This is a genomic window from Streptomyces sp. Ru73, assembly GCF_002920575.1.
In the GTDB taxonomy this organism is placed as follows: Bacteria; Actinomycetota; Actinomycetes; order Streptomycetales; family Streptomycetaceae; genus Streptomyces.
Genome location: NZ_PQSQ01000007.1, coordinates 117589 through 140552, shown reverse-complemented (window position 1 = coordinate 140552; position 22964 = coordinate 117589). Strand labels below are relative to the sequence as shown.

The following is a 22964-nucleotide window of genomic DNA, read 5'->3' as shown; positions in this document are numbered from 1 at the left end:
GGCCGGTTGTCGGCCATCCCGAAGTCGGTCGCGCGGTGCCGGGCGAACTCGTCCAGCTCGACGAAGGACCCTTCGTCCAGCAGCAGATCGATCCGCTCACGCGCGGTCAGCTTGCCCTTGGCATGCTGCTTCTCCACCGCACGCGCGGAACCGGCATGCGTGGCCTCTTCGATACGGCGCTGAAGATCCGCCAGCTTGCCCGCTGTGGTGTGCATGGTGGTGTCGCTCACTGGTTGTTCCATCCCGGGGCTCATCGCTTTCAGAAGGTGTCGTGCGGGACGTGTCCGCCCCGTACGTCGCGCGCCGTGCGGAGGGTGCCGGCGCCAACCAGTCCGTGGTGGCGCTCGTGGGGTTCCTGCGCCGTGCCGAAGCCGGCGTACTGCCGCATCGTCCACGGCCGGCCGGCGGTCATCGCCGGATGCACACCACGGGCGTACGGACATGCCCCCGGAGCGCCCGGCCCGGCGTCCGCGGCGAAGCCCTCCCGTACCGAGCCGTCACAGAGCGGCTGGATCGGCAGGACGGATTCGCTCTGCGCCATGGCACCCACGCCGGACTCCTTCTCGGTACTCGATATCACCATGACGGTACTCAGTACCGCCAGCGGGGGCAAGTGGCGTCCGGGGCCCGGAACAGGGAAGGATGGGCACTCATGAGCAAGCCACCTGCGCGGATCCGGCTCGCGGACGCCGCATTCGCCCTCTTCGACGAGCGCGGATATGAGCAGACGACGGTCGATGACATCGCCGAGCGGGCCGGGCTGGGGCGCACGACGTTCTTCCGGCACTACCGGTCCAAGGAAGAAGTGATCTTTCCCGATCACGACCGGCTGCTGGAACTGATCCGTGACCGGCTGGCCACCTCCAGCCACAGCACCGCCCTGGTCACCGTCTCCGACGCCGTCCGCCTGGTGCTGCTGCACTACATCGAGGAGGGCGACCTCGCGCGCCGGCGGTACGCGCTCACCAGCAAGGTCGCCGCGCTCCGCGATCGCGAGATCGCCAGCGTGGCCCGCTACCAGCGGCTCTTTCGTGAATTCATCGCGGACTGGATGGGCGACCCCACCGAGTCTGCGTCACTGCGGGCCGAGCTCATGGCGGCGAACGTGGTCGCCGCCCACAACCACGTACTGCGCCGGTGGCTCCGAGGGGAATCCGCCGACCCGGTCGCCGAGCTGGACCAGGCCATGCGCGAAGTGCTCGCCCTCTTCGCCGCACCGGGCGCCCCGCCGGAAGCCGACGGCGGCACCACGGTCATCGCCTTCAGGACCGGCCAGGACCTCGACGCCCTGCTCCCCTCACTCCGACGTCTCGTCGAGGACGGCCCCGAGAAATAGGCCACCGTCGATGTGTTCCGCGCCCGGGACCGGGCGCGGAACACATCGACGGTGCGTGGCGTGGTCGCGGGCGACCCATGCGTCCCCGGTGGTCGGCTTATCCGCGCCCGTCGCCGCCGCCGGGCCGGAGCGTGCCGGCCGCGGCGAAGGCGCCTGCGTGGTGGACGAGGCCGGTGGCTCCCTCGTCGCCACCTCCGCCGTCCACCTGCCCGACGACCAGCAGATGGTCGCCGATGGCCTGACGGCGTGTCACGCGGGCGGTGAGCCAGGCCGGGGCCTCGTCGAGTACGGGCAGGCCGTCGTCGGCCGCTGTCCAGGACACCCCGGCGAACCGGTCGATGCCGCTGCGCGCGAACTGCCGGGCGAGCGCGGCGTTCTGCGGGCCCAGGACGTGGACGGCGAAGCGGTCGGCCGCGCGTACCGCTGCGGCGGTGGATGCCGTGCGGCCCAGGTAGAAGGAGACCAGGGGCGGTTCGAGGGAGACCGAGGTGAAGGACGTGGCGGTGAAACCGGCCGGTCCCGGGACCGTGACCACGACGACACCTGCTGCGTGTCGGCGCAGTGTGCGGCGCAGTATTTCGGCCTCCGGGGCGTGCTCCGCCGCCTCGGTGCCAGGCAGGGGCCGCGGGCGGCCGTGGGTGGTGGCGGTCATGCCGGGGTCCTTCCGGTGGGGCCTTCGAGGGTGAGTACCGGGCGCAGGCCCGCACCGGTCCGCAGGCGTTCGAGCCAGAGCACGATCGTGGCGGCGGTGCTGCGGTGCGAGGCGTCGTTGAGTACGTCGTGCAGGCCCTCGTGGAGTACTCCGAGGGCGGCGTGCGGCAGCCGTGCCGCGAGGGCGCGTGCCTGCGCCAACGGGGTGAGGGGGTCGGCGGCCCCGTGCAGGACGAGGGCGGGCAGGTCCGTCGTCGCCTCGATGGTCAGGTGAGCCGGTACGGGGGCGGCGAGGGCGCCGCGGATCAAGGCGCGGTCGTCGGTGAGCCGTGCGCGGTGGGTCGGGCAGGCGGTGCGCGCAGCGAGTTCGGCGTCCCAGTCGTCCGCTCCGGGCGCGCCGGTGCGGGCTGTCCCGCCTGAGGCCGCGAGGCCGTCGGGTGCGGTGCCGGGTGCTTCGGTGCCGCTCGGCGCGATGCCGGTCAGGATCACTCCCGCGGGGGACAGTCCGTTGCGGCCGCCCTCGGCCGCCGCGTGGAGGGCCTGGAGGGCTCCGGTGTCGCTGCCGACGAGGACGAGCGGGCTTGTCGGGGCGGTGCCCGCCCCGGCGGTGACGGCAGCGCTGATCTCCTCGGCTGTCCGGTCCGGTGTGATGTCCAGGGCGTGCACGACGTAGCCGTCGGCGGCGAGGCGGCGGCCGAACCGCTCGTAGACGAGGCCGTGTTCGCCGCGGCCCGGCAGGACGGCGAGGGTGCCGCGCGGGGCGACGGGAGCCGGCGGGCGCCAGGTGGCGGTGGCCGTCGCGGGTGCGGGCGCGGTGTGGAGGTCGGTCATCGGGCGGTTCCTGCCGGGGTGCGGGCGCCCTGGGTGGCGGCGCGGTGGGCGAGTTCCTGGCGGACGAGCGGGAGGAGGTGGCGGCCGTAGTCGATGGCGTCGTCCAGTGGGTCGTAGCCGCGGATGAGGAGGGTGGTGACGCCGATGTCGACGTAGTCCAGGAGTGCCCGGGCCACGGTCTCGGGGGTGCCGACCAGGGCCGTGGTGTTGCCGCCCGCGCCGCTTGCCGTGGCGGTGGGCGTCCACAGGGCGCGGTCGTGCAGATCCTGCTTGGCGGCCGCGGCGAGCAGCCGCTGGGAGCCGACGTTGGCCGGGCTGTCGACGTTCTGGTGGTGGCGCGCCTGGTCGAAGAAGGGGCGGCCGGCACCGGACTTGATGGTGTCCAGGATGCGGTGCGCCCGCTCCCAGGCCAGTTCCTCGGTGGGGCCGAGGATGGGGCGGAAGGAGACGCTGATGCCGGGCGGTTCGGTGCGGCCCGCGGCCTCGGCGGCGGCGCGTACCGAGGCGATCTGCTCAGCGGTCTCGGCCAGCGGCTCGCCCCACAGTGCGAAGGTGTCGGCGTGCTTGGCGCCGACCCGGTACGCGGCCTCGGAGGAGCCGCCGAAGTAGAGGGGGATGCCGGACTCGCGGTGGGGCAGTACCTCGGAGCCGTAGTCCTCGAAGCGGTAGTGCCGCCCGGTGTGGTCGAACGGCTCCGCGGAGGCCCAGGCGCGGCGGAGGATGCCGAGGTATTCGTCGGTGCGGTCGTAGCGCTCGTCCTTGCTCAGGTAGTCGCCGTCCCGGCGCTGTTCGGCGTCGTTGCCGCCGGTGATGGTATGGACGGCGACGCGCCCCTTGGTGAACTGGTCGAGGGTGGCGAAGGTGCGGGCCGCGAGGGTGGGGGCGATGAAGCCGGGGCGGTGCGCGATGAGCAGGCCGAGGCGTTCGGTGCGGGCCGCGACGTGCGCGGCGACCTGGCCGCCGTCGGGGCGGCCCGAGCTGTAGCCGATGAGGATGCGGTCGAAGCCGGCGTCCTCGTGGGCGCGGGCGAAGCGGACGGTGTAGTCGGGGTCGATCGCGGGGCCGGTGGCGGGCCGGGTCTCGGAGGCGTCCCGGGTGCCGATCATGCCGATGAACTCGACGGAGGGGGTGGTCATGGGTGAGGCCTTTCTGCGGACCGGGCTCTCTGGGTACTGAGGCCCTCTGGGGTCGGGCTCTACGGAGTGGGCGTGGTGCGGCGGGCCAGTGCGGCCTTGCCGGCCGAGGCGAGCACGGCGTCGTCCTGCGGGGTGTGGACGCGGGAGCAGAGCACGTCGCGGTAGTGGCGCTGGAGCGGGTTGGCGCGGGCCAGGCCGTGGTTTCCGGTGAGGGCGACGGCCTGCTCCACGGATTCGATGGCGGCGCGGGTGCCCAGCACCTTGGCGCCGGCGGCCTGTTCGGCGGCTTCGGCGTCCCCTGCGTCGACGGCGGTGGCGAGGGCGCGCAGCAGGGTGCGGGCGCCGGTGAGGCGGGTGTCGATCTCGCCAACGGCGGTCTGGAAGCGCGGCAGGGTGGCGAGCGGTGCGCCGAGTCCGGTGGGGACGCGTTCGTGGAGGAAGCCGACGAGCCAGTCGCGGGCGGCTTCGGCGACGCCGAGGTAGAGGGAGGTCAGGCCCAGTGCGTTCCAGGCGCCGGTGACGGTGTCGGGACGGGCGCCGGGGACGTCGCCGGGCACGTCGAGGCCGATCACGTCGCCGCCGGGGACGCGTACGGCGTTCAGGACGACGTCGTCGCTGCGGCTGGCGCGCAGGCCGACGTGGTCCCAGGTCTCCTCGACGGCGAGCCCCGGGCTGCCGGCGCGGACGATGAAGGTGCCGACGCGTACGGGGTCCTCGTCGGTGCGGGCGAAGACCAGCAGGTGGCTGAGGCCGACGGCACCGGTGGAGTAGATCTTGCGGCCGGTGAGCAGCCAGTCCTCGCCGTCGCGGCGGGCGGTGGTGGCGGGCAGCCCGCCGCGGACCGGACTGCCGAGCTCGGGCTCCACGCGCAGCGCGTTGACCAGGGCCGGGCGCCGGGCCGATGCGGCGAGGAGTCCGGCGTAGGCGACGGGCGGCCAGCCGGGGGCGCGGGCCTCGCCCGCGTGGACGAAGAGGGTCATGGCGGTGATCAGCGCGACGGCCGGGTCGCCGGCGCCGAGTGCGTGCAGGATCCGTACGGTGTCGGCGAGGCCGGCGCCGGGTCCGCCGTGGCGGGTGCCGACGGTGGCGGTGAGCAGCCCGGCCTCGTGCACGAGGGCGAAGCCCTCGGTGGGGAAGGTGGCGTCGCGGTCGTGTGCGGCGGCGCGTGCGGCCAGGGCGCGGCGTACGTCGGGCAGACGGTCGTAGTCGGCACGTGGCAGGCCGGTTGCCGTGTGGTGTGGGGGTGTGGTGGTCACGGTGTCTCCGGCCGGTCGGTGCGGGCCGCCGCGCCCTGCGCGGTGGTGGCGCGGTCGAGCAGGGGTGGTGGCTGGTGGACGGTCACGGGTGGTGGTGCTCCTCGGTACTTCTCGGCCTCACCCAGGGTGTGTGGGCCGGTGCGGCCCTGCGTGAGGCGGAGCTGGGAAGGCCGGCGGTGAGGGTGTTGGGGTTGCCGTGGACGCACAGCGGCCGGCCGCCCGGGTCGTGGGGTACGGGGTCGAACCAGGCGCCGGTCGGCAGCCGCACCACGCCGGGGCGCAGCCCGTCGTGCAGGACGGCACCGGCGAGGACGGCACCGCGGTCGTTGAAGAGCCGTACGACGTCGCCGGTTTCGATGCCGCGGGCCACCGCGTCGCGGGGCGTCATGCCGGCACCTCCTCCCCCGCCCGCCGCGTCATCCGGTCGCGCCAGGCGGCGGCGTGGTGGCAGGCGACGAGGTGCGGGGAGTCCTCGGTGTGGCCGGGCACGGGCCCGGTGGTCGGTTCCGTACGGCATTCCGGTGTGGCGAAGCGGCAGCGGGGCGCGAAGACGCAGCCCTCGTCGTCGGGCCACGGTGCGCGGTCCTTCGGGGCGCGCAGATCGGCGGGGAGCAGCCGGGTCCCGCGCCGTACGCTCGGTGCCGAGGCGGTCAGCAGTGCGGTGTACGGGTGCCGGGGGTGCTCCAGCACCTCCCCGGCCGGGCCCTGTTCGACCAGGCGGCCGCGGTAGAGGACGACCACGCGGTCGGCGATGCCGGCGAGTGAGCCGAGGTCGTGGGAGATGACGACGACGGCGAGGTGCAGCTCGCGGCGGAGCCGGTCCAGGAGGCCCAGGACGAGGTTGCGGTGGGAGGCGTCCAGCGCGCTGACCGGTTCGTCGGTGATCAGCAGCCGGGGGCGGGTGACGACGGCGCGGGCCAGCGAGACCCGCTGCCGCTGTCCGCCGGAGAGCTGCCCCGGGGTGCGGTCGCCGAACAGCTCCGGGTCCAGCCCGACCAGGGCGAGCGCCTCGTCGGCCCGGGCGGCGCGTTCCTGGCGGCCGGGTGTCCCCACGGCGGCGAGCGGTTCGGCGACGATCCGACGCACCGTCAGGTCGGGGTCCTGGGACCGCAGCGGGTCCTGGAACATGTACTGCAGCTCGCCGGAGCGCCGGAATGAGCGCAGTTCGCGGGGGCGCAGCCGGGTCAGCTCGCGGCCCGCGAAGCTGATCCGTCCGGTGTCGGCCGGGACGAGTCCCACGGTGGCGCGGGCCAGCGTGGTCTTGCCGGAGCCGGTCTCGCCGATGATGCCGACGATCTGCCCGGCCCGTACGGCGAGGTGCGCTCCGGCGAGTACGCGGGTGGCGCCGGAGCGGGCGCGGCCGAAGGAGACGGAGAGGTCCACGATGTCCAGCAGCGGCGGTTCCCCGGCCGGGGTGGCAGAGGTGTCCTTCGCGGGGACCGGTGGGGTGGTCATACGGTCGCTCCTTCCGTGGCGGTCGTGCGGGCCACGGCGACGGATCGCGTGGGCAGGTCCCGGGCCGGTGGTCCGGCGGGGCGCAGGCAGCGGGCCCGGCGCCCCTCGCCCACGCTGCGCAGGGCCACCGGAGCGGCGGTGCACTCCGCGGTCGCGTACGCGCAGCGCTCGGCGAAGCGGCAGCCGGGCAGGGCGGCGCCGGTCTCGGGCGGCCGGCCGGGGATGACGGCCGGCTCCCACCGATCCCGGTCTCCGATCGCGGCGACCTTCAGCAGGGTTTCGGTGTAGGGGTGGGCGGGCGCGGCCAGCACCTCGGCGGTGGGGCCGTCCTCGACGATCTCCCCCGCGTACATCACGATGACGCGGTCGCAGTTCTCGGCGACGACGGCGAGGTCGTGGGTAACCAGGAGCAGGGTCAGGCCGCGGGACTCGCGCAGGTCCTGGAGGAGTTCGAGGATCTCGGCCTGGACGACGACGTCGAGTGCGGTGGTCGCCTCGTCGGCGATGAGCAGTTCGGGATCGCAGGAGACGGCGATGGCGATGAGGACGCGCTGGAGCATGCCGCCGGAGAGTTCGTGCGGGTAGTGGTGGTACAGCTCGGCGGGGCGGTGCAGGCCGACGGCGGTGAAGAGTGCGACGGCCCGGTCGTGCGCCTCGGTGCGCGACAGGCCGCGGCCGACTCGCAGTTGTTCGGCGAGCTGGCGGCCGACGGTGAGCGAGGGGTTGAGGTAGGAGGCGGGGTCCTGGAAGACGGCACCGATGCGGCGGCCGCGTACGGCGTCCCACTGCGGGCGGGTCAGGGCGGTCAGCTCGGCGGACGCACCGCCTTCGGGGTCCGCGAGGGTGATGCGCCCGGCGGAGACGGCGATGCCCGGCGGGAGTACGCCGAGGACGGAACGGCAGGTCAGGCTCTTGCCGCTGCCGGACTCCCCCACCAGCCCGACGGCTTCGCCGCGGCCGAGCGCGAAGGACACATCCCGTACGGCGGGGACCGCGCCGCCGATGGTGACGTCGAGGCCGGAGACGGTCAGCACCGGTGCGCGGTCGGGCTCGGACGTGGCGCGCGGGGTGTGCCGGGGGGCGTGTGCGGGGTCGTCGTACGGGTGGGCGCCCGTCGCCGTTCCGTCGGCGGGGTCGGTGCTGCCCGGCTGTTCAGCCAGCGGTGACACGGTGCTCGGCCTCCTCGGTACGTACGGTGGGCGTGCCGGCGTCGCCGGCGGCGGTGGAAGCGGCGAGGACATCGGCGGCGGTGGGCGCAGCGGTGCCGGTGACACTGCCGTCGGTGGGAGGCGGCGCACCCGGCAGCGCGGCGGTGCCGGTGCCCGCAGCAAGCGCCGCGGAGCCCGTGCCGCTGTCGCGGATCGCGTCGGCCAGCAGGTTGAGCGCGCCGACGGTGAGCATGATGGCGAGGCCCGGCAGGAGCGGGGCCCAGGGCTGCTGGGCGAGGTAGCCGAGGTCGGAGGCGAGCATGCCGCCCCAGGTGGGGGCGGGCGGCTGGACGCCGAGGCCGAGGAACGTCAGCGAGGAGACGACCAGCAGGGCCTGGCCGACCGCCTGGGCGGTGGTGACGGCGACCGTCGGCAGGATCTTGGCCCAGACGTGGGTGCGCAGGATCCACCATCGCGAGGCGCCCATCAGCTCGGCGGCCTCGACGTACTGCGCCTGCTTCAGTCCGAGGGCCGCGGCGCGGGTGATGCGGAAGTACAGGGGTGCGTAGAGCACGCCGAGGGCGAGCATCGCCTGGTGCATCCCGTTGCCCAGTGCGGCGACGACGGCGATGGCGAAGACCGTGAACGGCATGATCATCAGCGTGTCGGTGAGCCGCTGCAGGCTCCACTCCACGCTCTTGCCGAGCCAGACGGAGGCCAGGCCGGGCAGGACGCCGAGCAGCATCGCCGCGGCGACGGCCTCCAGCGCGCCGGCCACCGACAGTCCGGTGCCCGCCACCAGCCGGCTGAGGACGTCGCGGCCCAGGTAATCGGTGCCGAGCGGGTGTGCGGCGCTCGGTCCGCTCAGCATGTCGGTGGGGTGCTGGGCCAGCGGGTCGTGCGGGGCGAGCGCGCCGCCGGCGACGGCGAGCACGGCGACCAGGGCGAGGACGACGAGGGCGGGGCGGGCCGAGCGGAGCCGGACGGCGTGGCGCAGGGTCCTCATGCGGTGCTCCCTTCGGCGGTGGCCGGGCGGCGGCCCGTGGTGCGCCGGCGCGCTGCGGGGTCCAGGGCGGCCAGTGCCGCGTTGACGGCGATGTTGGCGGCCAGTACCACGCCGACGGTGACGAGCAGGGTGCCCTGTACGACGGGCACGTCGTGCTGCTCGGCGGACTGGAGCGAGAGCTGCGCGATGCCGGGCAGGTTGAAGATCTTCTCGGTGACGACGGCGCCGCCGATGATGAGCGGCACGCTCATGCCGAGGACGGTCAGTGCGGGACCTGCGGCGTTGCGCAGGACGTGCCCGAACAGCACCCGGCGGGCCGAGAAGCCGCGCATCTCGGCGCCGGTCACGTAGTTCTCGCGCAGCGCGCCGACGAGGGAGGTGCGCAGCTGGCGGGCGAGGGAGGCGGCGGCGTCCAGGCTGAGTGCGAAGGCCGGCAGGATCGCGTACCGGATCCACTCGCCCACGCCGTTGTTCAGCGGCTGGTAGCCGCCGGTGGGCAGCATGTCCAGCTGGACGGCGAAGACGACGATGAGGACGATGCCGATGAGGAACGGCGGCAGGGTGGCGAGGGTCGAGCAGACGACGGTGACGCCCCGGTCGATGCGCCCGCCGCGGTCGAGCGCGGCGGCGATGCCCGCGCCGCCGCCGAGGAGGACGGCGAGCAGCAGCGCGAGCCCGGCGATGGACAGGTCCACCGGAATGGCCTCGGCGATGCTGTCGGAAACCGGTATCCCGGTGAACCAGGAGGTGCCGAGGTCACCGGTGAGGGCGTTCCCGAGCCAGCTGAAGTACTGCTGGTACAGCGGCTGGTCGAGGCCGAACTGACGCTCCATGCGGGCGATGTCGGCGGGGGTGGCGAGGTCGCCGAGGACGGCAGCTGCCGGGTTGGCGTCGGACAGCGCGCCCAGCGCGAAGGTCAGGAGGGAGGCGAGGAGGAAGACGGTGACGGTGACGGCGAGCACGCGGCCGAGTGGGCGGGGCGCGGCGGCCAGCCGCCGGGCGAAGGGGGCGAACCGCGGTGGGCGGTGCGGCACTTCCGGCTGCTCGCGCCGGTCGCCGCCGGCGAGCGGGGGTGCGGTGGTCATGAGACGGTGACCCCCTCGAAGCGCTGGACCACGGCGTGGGCCGGTATCTCGGAGACCTTGGCGTTGCGGGCGAGGATGCGCGGGACGGTGTAGAGGAAGACGTTGGGCATGGTGCGTACGGCGATGCCGGTGGCCTGCTGCAGCACCTCGGCGTACTCGGGTGCGTCCAGCGGCGTGCGGCGCACCACGTCGAGGGCCTTCTCCAGCTCGGGCGAGGTGGTGCGGCCCGGGTTCATCAGGCCCTCCTTGCCGAAGAGCACCTGGAACGCCTGGGTGGCGGCGTCGCGCCCGGCGAACTGGTCGAAGTAGAGGGCCTTGCTGCGCTGGACGTAGACGATCTGGGTGGCCTGTGCGGCGGGGATGGTCTCGATCTTCGCGGTGATGCCGACCTTTTTCAGCTGCGCCTGGATCAACTCGGCGGCGCCCTCGGCCTGTTGTGTGGTGAGGGTGATCTCCAGACCGTCCGCGTGCCCGGCCTTCGCCAGCAGCTGCTTCGCCTTCTCCGGGTCGTAGGGGAAGAGCTTTTCGAGCTCTTCGTCGTGACCGGCGTAGCCCTTGGGGAAGAACTGCCGGGTCACCTCGCCGTGGCCGAAGGCCGCGGTCTTCAGCAGTTCCTCGCGGTCCACGGCGTACTTCAGGGCGAGCGCCACGTCGGGGTCGTTCAGCGGCTTCTTGCCGATGTGCACGTCCAGGACCCGGACCACCATGGAGGGGATCACCTGCACCTGGAGCCCGGCCGCACGCGCCGCCTCGACCTGGCTGCCGGGGATCTGGGCGACGTTGTACTGGCCCGAGGTGAGGGACGCGACGACGGTGGATTCCTCGGGCAGCGGGTACAGCTCGAAGTTCTCGACCTCGATGCTCCTGGCGTCCCAGTAGCGCGGATTGCGGCGGAGCAGCGCGCGGGAGTTCTGTACGTAGGAGGTGAGGGTGTACGGGCCCGAGCCGGCCGGCCGGGTCGCGAGGGCGCCGGCGTCCTTCTCGAAGACCTTCGGGTTCACGACCATGCCGGTCTTGCCGGCGAGCAGGGTGGGGAACTGGTAGTCGGGTTCGGCCAGTTGGAGTTCGACGGTGCGGGCGTCGTGCGCGAGGACCTGCCGGACGCCGACGAGCTGGGCGGCGATGAGCGACTTGGGCGCGTCGCGGCCGCGTTCGACGCTCTTCTTCACGGCGGTGGCGTCCAGGGGTGTCCCGTCGCTGAACGTCAGCCCTTCGCGGAGGGTGAAGGTGACGGCGGTGCCGTCGTCGTTGTACTGCCAGGACCGGGCCAGGGCCGGTACGGCGTTGCCCTTCTCGTCGAGCTTGGTCAGGCCCGAGTAGACCAGCGAGAGCGCATGGACGTCCCAGCCGGCGGAGGAGGTGACCGGATCCCAGGACGTCGGCAGGTCCCAGCCCCACTTCAAGGTGCCGGCCTCCCCCGCGGCCGCGGTGGTCGCACGGCCCCCGCAGGCAGTGAGCGCGAGCGCGGAGCCCGCGCCGAGGGCGAGCCCGAGGAAGGAACGGCGGCCCAGGACGGCCGGGCGGCCGGGCGGATCCGGGTGCTCGGAGGCGGGCGGGGAGGGGGAATGCGGCATGGTGGTGCACCTTTCTCGGCCGCGGCGGGCATGCGGGCACGCCGGCGGGCCACGGGGCTAGCCGTGGAGGGCCCGGGGCGAAGGAGTGTGGGTACGGAGAGGGGACGCACGCGCGCGGGGCGAGCACGGTCGGCGGGAGGACGGCGCGGGGGCGGGATGGCCGGGCACCGCGACGGTGGGGCACCGCAGGGCTCGTACGCCCCTATGCGCAGGCGGGGAAGGCGGGGCTGCGCCCGGCTCACGCGGAAGTGGCCGCGGCCGTATGTACTCCGCCGCACACCGATGCGCCTCGCGCCGCCGATGCGTGCCGGCCGTCGGCCGGCGCGCGCGGAACGCCTGGGGTCAGCGACAGAGAGCGCTGGAGGTACGCAGGTAGTCGACGTAACGACAGACCACGCCGGGGTGCGTCGGGTGCATGTTCCGTATCCTCACCGGACCGTCACCACGCTGTCAATGGACACCTGAAGGTGTCTCATTGCCCGAGACCTGAATGCCGGCACCTTTCACGGCCTCACTCGGCGGCGCGCGTCCGCGTCATCGGATGCGTGCGGGCCTCGTCCGGATGCAGCCAGACCGGGCCGTTGGCGGTGTCGACGCGCACGGCGCCGGCGGGCGGCGCCGGCGTACCGGCCAGGGCTGTCAGCTCGGGGCCGGTCAGGCTGCGCCAGCGGGCGAGGGCCACGTCGGGCGGCAGGAGCACGGGGCCGGGCAGCGGGGCGCCGGCGGCGGTACGGGCGGCGTCGAGGTACTCGGCGAACGCCCGGCGGCCCGGCACGACCACCCGGCCGCCCGCCCCTTCGAACAGCAGCGTCGGCAGCGCGTACCGGTGCCCGTCGTCCAGCTCCTTGGCCCGCCCCGGATGCGGCCCGGGGGCCTCCAGGTCCCACACCTCGGGCAGCGGTCTGCGGGTCTCGGCGTGGTCCGCGCACACCGCGGCCCGCACCCCCTCGGAGCCCAGGTCGCGCAGCAGCCGGCCGGTGTCGAGCCCGGGCACGCCGAGCACCGCCTCGCGCACGCCGTCGGCGGTGTCGGCCGGAGTACCGAGCACGAACGTCGTCTCGCGCAGCCGCCGCAGGACGCGCTGCGCGACCGCCTCCCCCTGTGCCCGCGCCGCCGTCACGGCCTGCGAAGCGGGCCGGCTCGTGCGCGTCAGCCAGTGCAGCCGGGGTGCGTACGGCGCGCCGGTGTGCGCGGCGACGTCCGCGATGAAACGCTCGTACCAGCGGGCCTCGGCGTCCGGGTCGGGCGCCGGATCGTCGTCCTCGTCGAAGAGGATGCCGAAGACCTGCCGCCACTGGGCTCGCTCGCCCAGCGTCTGGCGCAGCAGCCGGAAGTCCGGCTCGGCGCCCCAGGCCCAAGGGCAGGCCGCGTCGGTGAACTCCGTTACCCGCAGCGGTGGTTCATCGCGGGCGGCGTCCTGCTTGCGTGGCGGCCGCTGCCCGCTCATGCCGGTACGGCCGTCGTCGCGTCGCGCGCGGCGCCGCCCCGCGCGGCGAGCTGGGCGATCGTCGTGCGCCGCAGCAGCGCGTCGGCCACCGCGGCCACGTCGCGCCACAACTCGGAGACGCCCTGGGCGGCACCCGGGTGGCTCAGCGCCTCCGGGACCTCGCCGCGCACGGTGAACAGTTCACCGTCGACCGCCGTCATGGCCTCGGCGACGGTGATCGACGCGGCGTCCCGGCCGAGCCAGTAGCCGCCCTCGCAGCCGCGCTGGCTGCGCACCAGGCCGGCCGCGCGGAGGTCCCGGAACACCGACTTAAGGAACCGGAACGGAATGTCCTGCGACGAGGCGATGCTTTCGCACGTCAGCGGCCGCGTGCTGTCCGCGGCGAGTTCGACGAGCGCCCGCACCGCGTAGTCGGCCTTGGCCGAGATCTGCATGTGCACCGTCTTCCGGGTGGTGGTTCGTTGCGTTCCGCGCCTGCCGCCCGCCCGGCAACCGGCCCTGGCGGCAATGGATACATCTTGACATCCTTTCGTCCGGCTCTCTACGGTCGGCGCCAGAAGACCGGCTCGCACCGACGGCCGGTGCCGTTCCGACCAGCAGGAACACCATGTCTGCTCAGACCGATCCCCCGGCCGGCACGACGCCGGCCAACGCCTCCGACGCCGCCACGGGTACCGAGTCCGGCACCGCGTCCGGGCACGACGCCTTCCACCCGGACCTGCCGCACCACCCGCACGGCCACGGCGACGACTCCGCACTGCCGCTGCGCGCCCGGCTGCACCACATCCGGGCGGACGCGCTGGACGGTGACACCGCGCAGACCGGCGGCATGCGGCGGTTCGCCGCGATCAGCGGCAACACCGTCGGTTCTGAGCGCATCTGGATGGGCCAGACCCACGTCGCCCCCGCCACCGCGTCCTCCAACCACCACCACGGCGCCTCCGAGACGGCCATCCACGTGGTCAAGGGCCACCCGGAATTCGTGTTCCTCGACGACTCGAGCGGGACTCCGGAGGAGGTCCGCATCCGCACCTCCCCCGGCGACTACATCTTCGTACCGCCCTACGTCCCGCACCGCGAGGAGAACCCCAGCCCCGACGACGAGGCGGTCGTCGTGATCGCCCGCAGCACCCAGGAAGCCATCGTCGTCAACCTCCCCGAGCTGTACGTCCTCGACAGCGAAAACCCACCGGCGGCGCCCGGCACGCACTGACACGTGCCGACTGCCGGGCACATGGCCGCGTGCCCGGCAGCCGGGCACTTGACCGTCGTGATGAACGATCTCTACCGCACCTGACGACGCGTCACCCGGAAGTCCGCGTGGAGTCGGCGGCGGTGGTCCACCGTGCGGACAGGGCCGGTGAGCCGGACCCGGGCCGTCAGGCGGGGGTCCGTACTGGAGGCGCTGAAGCGCAGTTCCAGGTCGCCCGGTTCGACGATGCGGTGTCCGTCGCGGCCGGTGAAGGACGCCAGGTCGGCGGGGACGGTCGCGTGCACCTGCGCCGCCTCGCCCGGCGCGAGGTCGAGGCGTACGTATCCGACGAGGCGCTGGACGGGCTGGACGACGGAGGCGACGGGGTCGTGCAGGTACAGCTGGACGACCTCGGTGCCCCGCCGCGTTCCGGTGTTGCGTACGGTGCAGGCCGCCTCGAACTCACCTCCGGTATCGGCCTCTTCGCGCGCGATGACGAGGTCGGACCAGTGGAACGTGGTGTACGTCAGTCCGTGGCCGAAGCCGAAGGCCGGGCTGGGGTCGACGTTGGAGACCTCGGTGGAGTGGCCCAGGCGGGGCGCGAGGTAGGTGGAGGGCTGCGCGTCCGGGAGCCGGGGCACGCTGACGGGGAGCCGGCCCGACGGGGCGACGCGGCCGCTCAGGACGGAGGCGAGGGCCGTCGTGCCCTCCTCACCGGGGAAGAACGTCTGGACGACGGCGGCGGCCTCGGACGCCGCGCGGCCCAGGGCGTACGGCCGGCCGGCCAGCAGGGTGACCACGAGCGGGGTTCCGGTGTCCAGCAACGTGTCGAGCAGCTGCTGCTGCACGCCGGGCAGGGCCAGGGAGCCGGCGTCGCACCCCTCACCGCTGCTGCCGCGGCCGAAGAGCCCGGCCCGGTCACCGAGCGCGGCGATCACCAGGTCGGCGCCGCGGGCCAGCTCGGCGGCCGCGGCGAAACCGTCGGTCCCGGCGCCCTCGATGTCGCATCCGGTGGCGGTGACGACCTCGCTCTCCGGGAATTCGACGGCGAGTGCCTCGTGGAGTGTGGGGAGTTCGATGCCCGCGGGTACGTGCGGGTGCTGGCTGCCGACGTGCACGGGGAAGGCGTAGCAGCCGAGTACCGCGGTGGGTGTGGCGGCGTTGGGTCCGATGAGGGCGATGCGTGCCGGGGTGCGGTCGTCCGCCAGGGGCAGTGTGCCGTCGTTGCGGAGCAGGATGACGGCCTGCTCCGCGATGCGGCGGGCCAGCGCGCGATTGTCCGCCGTGTCGAGGTCGACCGTGCCACGCAGGTCGGCGGTGGTCCGGAGAGCGGCTGTGTCAGGCGGCTCGGCCGTGGTCCGCCGGCCTGCTGCGGTGCGGAGGGCGCCCGTGTCACGCAGGTCGGCCGTGCCGTGCCCATCGGCCGCCGCCGCGTCCGTGGCGGCGAGTGCGGGCGGGGTAGGGTCCCAGTCGGCGTCGAGGAGGCCCAGCTGGGCCTTCTGTCTCAGGACCCGGCGTACGGCGCGGTCCACGACTGCCTCCGGGATCAGGCCCTCGGCGAGCGCCGCGCGCAGCGGCGCACCGAACGCCTTGACCGTGGGGAGTTCCACGTCGACACCCGCGGTGAGTGCCGCGGCGGCGGCTTCGCCGAGGCTGCCGGCGATGCCGTGCAGGGTCTGGAGGAAGGCGATGCCGAAGTAGTCGGCGACGACCGTGCCCTCGAAGCCCCAGGCGTCCCGGAGCAGGCCGGTGAGCAGCCGTTCGTCGGCCGCCGACGGGATGCCGTCGGTGTCGGTGTACGCGTGCATCACCGAGCGGACACCGCCCTCGCGCACGGCCATCTCGAACGGCGGCAGGATGACGTCGGCGCGTTCCCTGGCACCCATGCCGACGGGGGCCAGGTTGCGTCCCGCGCGGGAGGCGGAGTACCCGGCGAAGTGCTTGAGGGTGGCGACGACGCCGGCGGACTCCAGGCCCCGTACGTACGCGGTGCCGATGGTGCCCACGAGGTACGGATCCTCGCCGATGGTTTCCTCCACCCGCCCCCAGCGGGCATCGCGCACGACGTCCAGAACGGGCGCGAGTCCCTGGTGGACGCCGACCGCGCGCAGGTCACGGCCGATCGCCGCCGCCATCTCCTGGATGAGCCCCGGATTGAAGGTGGCGCCCCAGGAGAGGGGTACGGGGTAGGCGGTCGCGCCCCACGCGGCGAAGCCGGCGAGGCACTCCTCGTGTGCCAGTGCCGGGATGCCGAAGCGGTTCGCGGCGGCGATCCTGCGCTGGGTGCGGAGCAGCGACAGCGCGCCGAGCGCGGGGTCGACGGGGGTGGTCCCGAAGGGCCGGGTCAGCTGGCCGAGGCCGTGCGGCAGCAGGTCCTCCAGGGGGGCCGGTTCCTCCATGTCGTGCTGGTGCGGGGCGACTTCGGCCCCTTCCGCCGAGGCGCCGACCCAGACACCGAAGAGCTGGGCGGTCTTCTCCTCCAGTGTCATCTCCGCGAGCAGGGCGTCGGCCCGCTCCCCCGGGTCGCGGGCCGCGTCCCGCCACAACGGGACGCCGGTCGTTTCGGTGTGTTCGGTCTGTACGGACACGTGGCCGGTCACTTTCCTCCGACGCCCATCAGGCCCTGGACCAGGGCGCGGCGGGCGAACAGATAGACGAGCAGGATGGGGAGCATGGACAGGACGACCGCGGCGAGCAGGCCGGGGATGTCGACCCCGTGCTCGGTCTGGAAGTCGTAGAGGCCCATGGTGATGACCTTGGTGTCGGCGGACTGCGTGAGCACCAGGGGGAAGAGGAAGCCGTTCCATGCCTGCAGGGCGGAGAAGACGATGATGGTGGAGAGGCCGCTGCGGGAGAGCGGCAGGACCAGTTGGAAGAAGACCCGCCGGGAGGAGGCGCCGTCCATCGTCATCGCCTCGTACAGCTCCGGTGTGATGTCACGCATCACACCGCTGAGGATCAGGGCGCACACCGGCATGGCGAAGGCGGCGGTCGGCAGAATGACGCCGATGAGGTTGTCGTAGAGACCGGCCTCGCTCATCACGTAGAACATGGGCACGATGACGGCCTGGGAGGGGATGGCGAGGCCGAGCAGGAACAGCCGGAAGACCGTGTGCGTCAGCCTGCTGCGGCTGCGCACGATCGCGTACGACAACGGCGGTACGAGGAGCACGACGAGACCCACGACGCACACGGTGACGAGGGCGGTGTTGAGAAAGTACTGCCCGAATCCGCTGCGGAAGTCCTTGACGTAGTTGTCGAGCGTGAAGGTCTTCGGCAGGGCCAGCGGTCCGTTCGCCGCGTAGTCGGTACGGGACTGGAACGTCGCGACGAGCATCGCGTACAGCGGCAGTCCGACCAGGAAGAGCCAGATCAGCGAGCCGAAGCCGGCGAGGTGGTTGACGCGTCGCTTGCTCACAGGCCCTCCATCGTGCTGCGCATCCTGTCGTAGCCGGAGAGGCGCACCACGATCAGCGAGATGACCGTGGCGACCAGGACGAGCAGCACGCCGATCGCCGAGGCCGTCCCGTAGTCGAAGTTCTTGAAGGCCTTTTGGTACATGTAGTAGGCGCTGATCGTGGTGTCGGTGCCGGGGCCGCCCTGCGTGAGGATGAGGACGGTGTCGAAGGTCGTCAGGCCGCCCACCACCATCAGGATCGTGGACGTGATGATGCTGTTGCGCAGCTGCGGCAGGGTGATGTGGAAGAACTGCCGGACCCTGCCGGCGCCGTCGATCTGTGCCGCCTGGTAGAGGACGCGGGGTACCGCGCGGGCCGCGCCCTGGTAGATGAGTGTGTGCAGCGGGGTGAACTGCCAGGCGCTGACGAAGACGAGGACGCCGATGGCGCTGGTCTGCGCGCCGAAGAGGTTGCCGTCGCCGAACAGCCACTCGGCGTGTGCGGGCACACCGAAGTTGGGGTCGAGGACGGCGCGCCACAGCACGGAAACGGCCGCCGCCGACAGCAGCAGCGGGACGAAGTAGATGGCGGAGAGCACGGCCCGGTTGCGCTGGTGGCCCGCCGCCCAGACGCCCAGCAGGATGCTCAGCGGCGTCTGGACGGCGACGCCGAGCCCGGTGAGCAGGACGCTCAGCCAGAGGCTCTTGAGCATGACGGGGTCGTCGAACAGCTTGCTCCAGTTGTCGAGCCCGGTGAACTGCGGGGCGCTCAGCCCGTCCCAGTGGGCGAAGGAGAGCACGGCCACCAGGACGAGCGGGAGGAGCGCGAAGAGGCCGAAGAAGACGGCGGCCGGTGCCGCCCAGGCGAAGCCCGGCCGGCTGACGCCGGTGGCGGTGGGGGTCATGAGAGGGGATCCAAGTCGGGGTCGGCGTCGGCGCGGTCAGGAGGTGGGCAGGGCCTGCATGACTTTGATGAACCCGGCCTCGTCGAGCCCGCCGTTGAGGAACTGCTGGACGGCCTGGTACATGCCGACCGTCGCCGTCTGCGGGTACGCCTGGTCCCACGAGAGCTGGAAGGAGGGCGCCTTTTCGACCTTGTCGTACTGGTAGCGGGCGTAGTCCGGGTCGGCGGCGCTGCCGAGGAACTTGTCGGTGGTCGTGGTGGTGGGCACGTTGCCGATGCCGAGCTGCGCCTTGACGAACTCGTCGGAGTACTGGAGCTTCAGGAACTCCGCGACCGCCTCGGGGTGCTTGGTCTTCTTCAGCACCGAGTAGAAGTTGTTGGTGTTGCCGACGAGGTTGTCCGTATCGCCCTTGCCGCCGTCGACCGCCGGGAAGGTGCCGTAGCCGAGGTCGTGTGCGGCGAAGTCGGGGTGGCTGTCCTGCTGGGTGGAGTACTCCCACGAGCCCATCAGCTCGAATCCGGCCTTCCCCGTGGCGAGGAGGGTGGGCGAGCCCTGGTCGGTGAACTTCACCGAGTCGTAGTTCGTGCCGAAGGCCCCGGCGTCGACCAGGTCCTTGAGCATGCCGAGCGCCTTCCGGCTGTCGGCGCTCGCCCAGGCGTCCTTGTCCCCGTCCAGCGCCTTGCGGAACAGCCCGGGTCCTGCCACCCGGTCGTAGAGGTACTCGAACCACATGAGCGTGGGCCACTTGTCGCCGCCGCCCAGGGCGATCGGCGTGACGCCCGCCGCCTTGAGCTTCCGCACCGCCGCCAGCAGGTCGTCCCAGGTCCTGGGCGGTTCGACACCGGCGTCCCGGAGCACCTTCTTGTTGTGGAACAGCAGCACGGGCTGGGTGCCGCGCATGGGTATGCCGTACGGCTTGCCGTTCACCTCCGCGCTCTTGACCACGGAGGGGAGGAACTTGTCCTTCAGGCCCGGGTCCTTGGCGATGAAGTCGTCCAGCGGCATGAGGAGCCCGGCGTCGACGAACGGCTTGATGCTGCCGCCGCCCCAGTTGAAGAAGACGTCAGGGGCCTGCTTGCTGTTGATGACGGTCTGCAGCTTGGCCTGGTAGTCGGCGCCCGGGATGGTGTCCAGGACGGCCTTCACCTTGGAGGTCTTGTTGAAGGTGGCGATGATCCGCTTCTCCACCTTGTTCGCGCTGTCGCCGTAGACCAGGACGTGGATCCGGCCGTCGTCCGCACCCGCAGCGCCGGCGCCCCCGCCGCACGCCGACAGGGTGAGCGCCAGGCTCAGCACCGCACCGCCGACGGCGGCGTTTCTCAGGAACCGTGTACGACGTCTCATCGCCCCCACCTTTCGAAACTCTTTCGACACTAATTCCGAAACTTCACGCGTCGGGACGCTAGGGCTCCCCGCTCCGACGGGTCAACCCTCGGTCGACGAGTTATCAACTTGTGACGCTGCGCCCGGAGTTGCCGGTGCTCTATGCTCCTCACCATGCGCGATGACGAGGAGTCGAGCCGTGTCACCCTGGCCCAGGTGGCCAAGCAGGCCGGGGTATCCCTCTCGACAGTTTCGAAAGTCCTCAACGGGCGGCAGGACGTCGCCGCACCGACCAGGCTCAAGGTGGAACGCCTGCTGGAGGAGCACGCCTACCGGCGCACCACCCGCTCGGCTCAGGAGGCGCCCCTCATCGAGCTGGTCTTCCACGAGCTGGACAGCATCTGGGCGATGGAGCTGATCCGCGGGGTGGAGAACGTGGCCAAGGCCCACCGGGCCGGCGTCGTCCTCACCGAGAGCGGCACCCGGCAGGCCCCCGGACCCGACTGGATCGAAGGCGTACTGCAACGCCGCCCGCTCGGCGTGGTCCTGGTCTTCTCAGCACTGCCGGAGGAGGTCAAGCAGCAGCTGCGCTCGCGCGCCATCCCCTTCGTCATCATCGACCCCGCCGGCGATCCCGACCCCGACGTCCCGTCGGTGGGCTCGGCCAACTGGAGCGGCGGACTCGCGGCCACCCGCCATCTCATCGAGTGCGGGCACCGCCGCATCGGCATCATCACCGGCCCTGAGGACATGCTCTGCTCGCTGGCACGCCTGGACGGCTACCGTTCCGCGATGAGCATGGCGGGCCTGGAGATCGACCCCGATCTCGTCCTGTACGGCGACTTCCACGTCGAAGGCGGCTACGACGGCACCATGAAGCTGCTCTCGCTCCCCCGCCCGCCGACCGCGATCTTCTCCGGCAGCGACCTGCAGGCCCTCGGCGCGCTCGAGGCCGCACGCGTCAGCGGCCTGCGCGTCCCCCACGACCTGTCCGTGGTCGGCTACGACGACGTACCGGTGGCCCGCTGGTCCAGCCCCGCGCTGACCACGGTGCACCAGCCACTGCGCCGCATGGCCGAGGAGGCGACGGAAATGCTGCTGCGCATACGGGCAGCACAGGAGCCGGTCACGACGAGGCTCGAACTGGCCACCAGCCTCGTCGTGCGGAAGAGCACGGCTCCGCCACGCGACTGACGGGGCGGGGCCGTGTTGGCCTTTCCTCGGAATGTGTGCGGCGCTCCACCGCACCGAGCCCGCCGCCGCTGTCGCCCTGAAGGACAACACCAGCGGGCAGGTGCGGGTGGCGTCGGCCCCGCGAGCTCAGACCGCGAAGCCGCCGTCCACCGCCAGCTCCGCGCCCGTGACGTACCGGGCGCTCTCGCCGACCAGGTACGAAACGGCGTCCGCGACCTCCGCCGCCGTGCCGTAGCGGCCCAGCGCGGTGAAGCCGCGCTGGAAGTCGGCGGAATCGCCGTCGCCCGGGTTCATGTCGGTGTCGATCGGGCCCGGGTGGACCAGGTTGACGGTGACTCCGCGCGGGCCGAGCTCCCGGGCCATGCCCCTGGTGAAGCCGGTCAGCGCGGCCTTGCTGGTCGCGTAGAGCGCGCTTCCGCCGAAGGCCACGCGCTGGGCGATGCAGCTGCCGATGCTCACGATCCGTCCGCCCTCGGCCAGGTGCTCCACCGCTGCCTGGGTGTAGAGGTAGGGCGCGCGCACGTTCACCGTAAGCACCCGGTCGATGTCGTCGAGGCCCATCGCCTCGATCGGCCCGACGGCGCCGACACCCGCGTTGTTCACTAGGATGTCCAGCCGCCCGAACCGCTCGGCGACCGCCGCCACCGCACCGCGCACCGCCCCCGGGTCGGCGCTGTCCGCACGGACGGCCCAGCCGGTCCGCCCCATCGCGGTGATCTTGGCGGCCACCTCTTCGGCCCTCTCGGCCGAGCCCTGGTAGGTCAGCGCCACGTCTGCGCCGTCCTCGGCCAGCCGCAGCGCGACCGCTGCCCCGATCCCCCGGCTGCCGCCGGTCACCAACGCCACCTTGCCGTCGAGCGCCGTCCCACCGTTCATCGTCATCTCCGCAAAACTCCCTGTTCCAGTAGGGGACATGACGCAATCGTCGACCGGAACACCCTGCGGTTCCGGCGGTATTCAGACGTAGCGTTCAACCGACAGCGACGACTCCACGTACCCCGCGAGTACGCACCGACCGCGGCCGCCCGGTGCACTGCACACTTCGGTACGCCCGCCGGACCGGCAGCCGCGTGGGCGAAGAGTGGCTCGACCGGCCGACCGCCGCCGTCCATGACGTCCTCGCGCGGCAGCTGCGCCGCTGCGACGGCCGCCAGGGCGCGTGTCAGTGCACGTGTCAGAAGCAGGTAAGCCCTGAACCGAAGAGGTAATGGGCACGGGCTGGCTGCGCCCCTATACTCTGGCGGATGCAGCCCACGACGATCAGGCGTGCCGTCGCGCAAGACGCGCAGCGCCTCACCTCGCTGATCCAGCAGTCCAGCGCCTACCGGGGGCGGTACGCCTCGATCATCTCGGGCTACCGGGTCACAGCGGAGTACGTCGCCCGGCATCGGGTTTTCGTGGCCGTGGACGCATCCGATCAGATACGGGGCTTCTACTCGCTCGTGCTGGAGCCGCCGGAGCTGGACTTGGCATTCGTCGCGGATGAGGCGCAGGGGCTGGGCGTCGGCCGACATCTGATCGGGCACATGGCCGGTCAGGCCGCGGAAGCCGGAGTGACCAGCGTGCGCGTGGTGGCCCATCCGCCGGCGGAGAAGTTCTACCTGCGCATGGGCGCACAGCGCGTCGGGGCGGTTGCTCCATCACCGCCGAAGGTTGCCTGGGAACGCCCGGAGTTGCGGTTCACCATCCCGCCGGAACCGCGGGCGGTCGCAGCCACTCATTGACGGCCGCGACGAGGACGACGGATGCTCACCTCGTAGCGAACTGCGAGCTCGCCGTACCGCGCGGCCACGACCCGATGCGTTCTTGAGACGACTGCCCCGTACTCGACTGCCGCGTACTCGACTGCCGCGGGACCTTACTTCCTCCAGGACCGGTTCGCACGGCAGGCCGCCCCACCCCGCGTTCCCCCTCGGCGACCACGGGGACATCCGGACATCCGCTTCTGTCCCTGCTCGACGGCCGGCTGCAGCCCGGTACGCCCCGTGAGGTCTTCGCGCGGCGCCACGACACGAGATCGTTCCACGC

The 22964-nt window shown here is 72.5% G+C and carries 23 protein-coding genes; 4 read left to right on the top strand and 19 right to left on the bottom strand.

The genetic code is table 11. The features are described 5' to 3' along the window. Together C3486_RS05505 and C3486_RS05500 are read right to left on the bottom strand one after the other, a co-directional pair. Positions 1-242 (bottom strand): carboxyl transferase domain-containing protein (locus tag C3486_RS05505; protein WP_308461219.1); only part of this gene is annotated, 242 nt, incomplete at its 3' end. A 17-nt stretch (positions 243-259) separates the two neighbouring features. Then, positions 260-583 (bottom strand): methylmalonyl-CoA mutase family protein, encoded by a 324-nt coding sequence (locus C3486_RS05500; RefSeq protein WP_103831421.1) that lies wholly within the window; start codon positions 581-583, stop codon positions 260-262. Positions 584-652: 69 nt separating this feature from the next. Here C3486_RS05500 and C3486_RS05495 point away from each other — a divergent pair, with 69 nt between their 5' ends. Beyond that, on the top strand, positions 653-1336 hold the full coding sequence (locus tag C3486_RS05495; protein ID WP_103831420.1) for a TetR/AcrR family transcriptional regulator: 684 nt from the start codon (positions 653-655) through the stop codon (positions 1334-1336). A 97-nt stretch (positions 1337-1433) separates the two neighbouring features. Here C3486_RS05495 and C3486_RS05490 read toward each other — a convergent pair whose 3' ends face one another. The 12 genes from C3486_RS05490 to C3486_RS05435 all read right to left on the bottom strand — a co-directional run bounded on the left by C3486_RS05490 (position 1434) and on the right by C3486_RS05435 (position 13359). Then, positions 1434-1988: a flavin reductase family protein gene (locus tag C3486_RS05490; protein ID WP_103831419.1), complete on the bottom strand. Its 555-nt coding sequence runs from the start codon at positions 1986-1988 to the stop codon at positions 1434-1436. Beyond that, positions 1985-2818 (bottom strand): serine aminopeptidase domain-containing protein, encoded by an 834-nt coding sequence (locus tag C3486_RS05485; RefSeq protein ID WP_103831418.1) that lies wholly within the window; start codon positions 2816-2818, stop codon positions 1985-1987. Before C3486_RS05485 ends, C3486_RS05490 begins: the two co-directional genes overlap by 4 nt. Next, positions 2815-3954 (bottom strand): LLM class flavin-dependent oxidoreductase, encoded by a 1140-nt coding sequence (locus C3486_RS05480; protein ID WP_103831417.1) that lies wholly within the window; start codon positions 3952-3954, stop codon positions 2815-2817. The genes C3486_RS05485 and C3486_RS05480 overlap by 4 nt, the downstream gene beginning before the upstream one ends. A gap of 59 nt (positions 3955-4013) precedes the next feature. Continuing rightward, complete coding sequence (locus C3486_RS05475; protein WP_103831416.1) at positions 4014-5210, bottom strand: acyl-CoA dehydrogenase family protein; 1197 nt, start codon at positions 5208-5210, stop codon at positions 4014-4016. Between the two features lie 82 nt (positions 5211-5292). Further along, positions 5293-5598 carry a molybdopterin dinucleotide binding domain-containing protein gene (locus C3486_RS37155; protein ID WP_181138455.1) on the bottom strand — a complete coding sequence of 102 codons (306 nt, stop codon included), beginning with the start codon at positions 5596-5598 and terminating at the stop codon, positions 5293-5295. After that, positions 5595-6665 carry an ABC transporter ATP-binding protein gene (locus tag C3486_RS05465; RefSeq protein ID WP_103831415.1) on the bottom strand — a complete coding sequence of 357 codons (1071 nt, stop codon included), beginning with the start codon at positions 6663-6665 and terminating at the stop codon, positions 5595-5597. The genes C3486_RS37155 and C3486_RS05465 overlap by 4 nt, the downstream gene beginning before the upstream one ends. Further along, on the bottom strand, positions 6662-7834 hold the full coding sequence (locus C3486_RS05460; RefSeq protein ID WP_258052612.1) for an ABC transporter ATP-binding protein: 1173 nt from the start codon (positions 7832-7834) through the stop codon (positions 6662-6664). Before C3486_RS05460 ends, C3486_RS05465 begins: the two co-directional genes overlap by 4 nt. Then, the gene (locus C3486_RS05455) at positions 7818-8819 is read right to left on the bottom strand and encodes an ABC transporter permease (protein WP_103831413.1); all 1002 of its coding nucleotides are present in this window, start codon (positions 8817-8819) and stop codon (positions 7818-7820) included. The genes C3486_RS05460 and C3486_RS05455 overlap by 17 nt, the downstream gene beginning before the upstream one ends. After that, the gene (locus C3486_RS05450) at positions 8816-9904 is read right to left on the bottom strand and encodes an ABC transporter permease (RefSeq protein WP_103831412.1); all 1089 of its coding nucleotides are present in this window, start codon (positions 9902-9904) and stop codon (positions 8816-8818) included. The genes C3486_RS05455 and C3486_RS05450 overlap by 4 nt, the downstream gene beginning before the upstream one ends. Then, positions 9901-11478: an ABC transporter substrate-binding protein gene (locus C3486_RS05445; RefSeq protein ID WP_103831411.1), complete on the bottom strand. Its 1578-nt coding sequence runs from the start codon at positions 11476-11478 to the stop codon at positions 9901-9903. Before C3486_RS05445 ends, C3486_RS05450 begins: the two co-directional genes overlap by 4 nt. A gap of 511 nt (positions 11479-11989) precedes the next feature. After that, complete coding sequence (locus C3486_RS05440) at positions 11990-12925, bottom strand: DsbA family protein (RefSeq protein WP_103831410.1); 936 nt, start codon at positions 12923-12925, stop codon at positions 11990-11992. After that, entirely contained in the window at positions 12922-13359 is a 438-nt protein-coding gene (locus C3486_RS05435; protein WP_103831409.1) for an Rrf2 family transcriptional regulator, read from the bottom strand. The genes C3486_RS05440 and C3486_RS05435 overlap by 4 nt, the downstream gene beginning before the upstream one ends. A 173-nt stretch (positions 13360-13532) precedes the next feature. Between C3486_RS05435 and C3486_RS05430 the strand changes: the two genes are divergently transcribed. Continuing rightward, entirely contained in the window at positions 13533-14138 is a 606-nt protein-coding gene (locus C3486_RS05430) for a cupin domain-containing protein (protein WP_258052611.1), read from the top strand. A gap of 71 nt (positions 14139-14209) precedes the next feature. Here the strand turns inward: C3486_RS05430 and C3486_RS05425 are convergent, their stop codons facing one another. Genes C3486_RS05425 through C3486_RS05410 form a run of 4 tightly spaced genes read right to left on the bottom strand, consistent with a single transcriptional unit; the run spans position 14210 to position 19763 of the window. Continuing rightward, positions 14210-16717 carry a glycoside hydrolase family 3 N-terminal domain-containing protein gene (locus tag C3486_RS05425; RefSeq protein ID WP_103831408.1) on the bottom strand — a complete coding sequence of 836 codons (2508 nt, stop codon included), beginning with the start codon at positions 16715-16717 and terminating at the stop codon, positions 14210-14212. Beyond that, on the bottom strand, positions 16714-17535 hold the full coding sequence (locus C3486_RS05420) for a carbohydrate ABC transporter permease (protein ID WP_103831407.1): 822 nt from the start codon (positions 17533-17535) through the stop codon (positions 16714-16716). The genes C3486_RS05425 and C3486_RS05420 overlap by 4 nt, the downstream gene beginning before the upstream one ends. Then, positions 17532-18419, bottom strand: a complete 888-nt coding sequence (locus tag C3486_RS05415; RefSeq protein ID WP_103831406.1) for a carbohydrate ABC transporter permease — start codon at positions 18417-18419, stop codon at positions 17532-17534. Before C3486_RS05415 ends, C3486_RS05420 begins: the two co-directional genes overlap by 4 nt. A 36-nt stretch (positions 18420-18455) precedes the next feature. Then, positions 18456-19763, bottom strand: coding sequence for an ABC transporter substrate-binding protein (locus C3486_RS05410; protein ID WP_103831405.1), 1308 nt, complete (start codon positions 19761-19763; stop codon positions 18456-18458). A gap of 141 nt (positions 19764-19904) precedes the next feature. Here C3486_RS05410 and C3486_RS05405 point away from each other — a divergent pair, with 141 nt between their 5' ends. Beyond that, positions 19905-20936: a LacI family DNA-binding transcriptional regulator gene (locus C3486_RS05405; RefSeq protein WP_103831404.1), complete on the top strand. Its 1032-nt coding sequence runs from the start codon at positions 19905-19907 to the stop codon at positions 20934-20936. A gap of 126 nt (positions 20937-21062) precedes the next feature. Here the strand turns inward: C3486_RS05405 and C3486_RS05400 are convergent, their stop codons facing one another. Next, a complete protein-coding gene (locus C3486_RS05400; protein ID WP_258052610.1) occupies positions 21063-21818 on the bottom strand; it encodes an SDR family NAD(P)-dependent oxidoreductase in 756 nt (251 codons plus the stop codon). Between the two features lie 362 nt (positions 21819-22180). Here C3486_RS05400 and C3486_RS05395 point away from each other — a divergent pair, with 362 nt between their 5' ends. Next, the gene (locus C3486_RS05395) at positions 22181-22660 is read left to right on the top strand and encodes a GNAT family N-acetyltransferase (RefSeq protein WP_103831403.1); all 480 of its coding nucleotides are present in this window, start codon (positions 22181-22183) and stop codon (positions 22658-22660) included. The last annotated feature ends 304 nt before the right edge of the window (positions 22661-22964 follow it).